Origin of the sequence: Acinetobacter sp. 'aerobic (ED)', from assembly GCF_904886855.1 — a bacterium.
In the GTDB taxonomy this organism is placed as follows: Bacteria; Pseudomonadota; Gammaproteobacteria; order Pseudomonadales; family Moraxellaceae; genus Acinetobacter; species Acinetobacter courvalinii.
On record NZ_CAJHGI010000021.1, the window covers coordinates 1 to 709 of the forward strand.

The window sequence follows — 709 nt, forward strand, 5'->3', positions numbered from 1 at the left end:
AGTGACAGGTACCTTGACCGGTATCCCTGCAGATGCAGCCACCACAGTGGTGACTTTAGTTATCAATGGCGTGACTTACACTGCAACGGTAGATGCAGCAACTGGTAACTGGACAGCGGATGTGGCAGGTAGCGACCTGTTGGCTGATGGCGACAAGACCATTGATGCTACAGCGACCTTCACCGATGCAGCTGGTAACAGCAGCACAATCACTGATACCCAAAGCTTCACTGTTGACGTGACTGCACCGAATGCCCCAGAGATTGATCCGGTCAATGGTACCGATCCAATCACCGGTACGGCAGAACCAGGTTCAACCGTGACTGTGACCTTCCCGGATGGCAGCACCGTTGATGTGGTGACTGATCCAGTGACAGGCGAGTGGACTGTACCAAACCCAGGCGGTCTGGTGGATGGTGATACCATCACTGCGATTGCCACCGACCCTGCAGGTAACCCGTCTTTACCAGGTACAGAAACCGTCGATGCGACCCCACCAAATCCAGCGGGTGCAACCCTTGCGATTGATGCGGTAACTGCCGATAACGTTGTGAATGCAACTGAGGGTGCAGGCAATGTCACGATTACAGGTACCTTGACTGGTATCCCGGCAGATGCAGCAACCACAGTGGTGACTTTAGTTATCAATGGTGTGACGTACACTGCAACTGTAGATGCAGCGACAGGTAACTGGACAGCCGATGTGGCA

General features: G+C 53.7%; 1 protein-coding gene. It reads left to right on the forward strand.

Annotated elements, in window-relative coordinates:
- On the forward strand, nucleotides 1-709 hold a 709-nt coding region (locus JO943_RS18455; RefSeq protein WP_227614520.1), incomplete at both ends, for an Ig-like domain-containing protein.